The sequence below is a fragment of the Chitinophaga sp. 01L420 genome, assembly GCF_056399985.1.
On record NZ_JBFTSK010000140.1, the window covers coordinates 1 to 631 of the forward strand.

Sequence of the window (631 nt, forward strand, 5' to 3'; positions counted from 1 at the left end):
CTTTTGACGCATCTTTTGACGCATCACTGACAGCACTTTTCCAACCATTGCTGAAAGGCAGGGCGTTGGTAATAGCGCCAGCAGGCCTCCCTGCTACAGCGTTGTTAGGAGCTGACCAGGTATGCGGCCACGGGGTGTATGATTTTATTAAACTGACGCCCGCGCATCTGCCTTTGCTGGAAGATGCGTTAGGTTCAGGGGAGATCGTTACGCGGCGATTGGTACTGGGAGGAGAAGCGTTACAGTTGAATCATGTGCAGTACCTGATCGATGAAGGGCTCTCAGTAGAGATCATCAACGAGTATGGTCCTACGGAGGCCACCGTAGGCTGCAGTACCTACCGGTTCCGCACCAACGATTATTATGCCCTGGAACAAATAAAAGAGGGAAGGATACCTATCGGTAAGCCAATAGGTAATACACGGATGTATATACTGGATACCGCTGGCCGTCTTTGCGCGGTAGGTGTGACGGGAGAAATCCATATCAGCGGTGCCGGGCTGGCCCGTGGCTACTGGCAACGGGAAGAGCTGACAGCAGAAAAATTTATAACAGATCCTTATAGTCAGACACCGGACGCCCGGATGTACAAAACGGGCGACCTGGGTCGCTGGTTACCCGATGGAAATAT

The 631-nt window shown here is 52.1% G+C and carries 1 protein-coding gene; it reads left to right on the forward strand.

All coding sequences use genetic code 11. The features are described 5' to 3' along the window. The coding region (locus AC1DP6_RS36510; protein ID WP_477059313.1) for an AMP-binding protein at positions 1 to 631 on the forward strand (631 nt) is incomplete at both ends.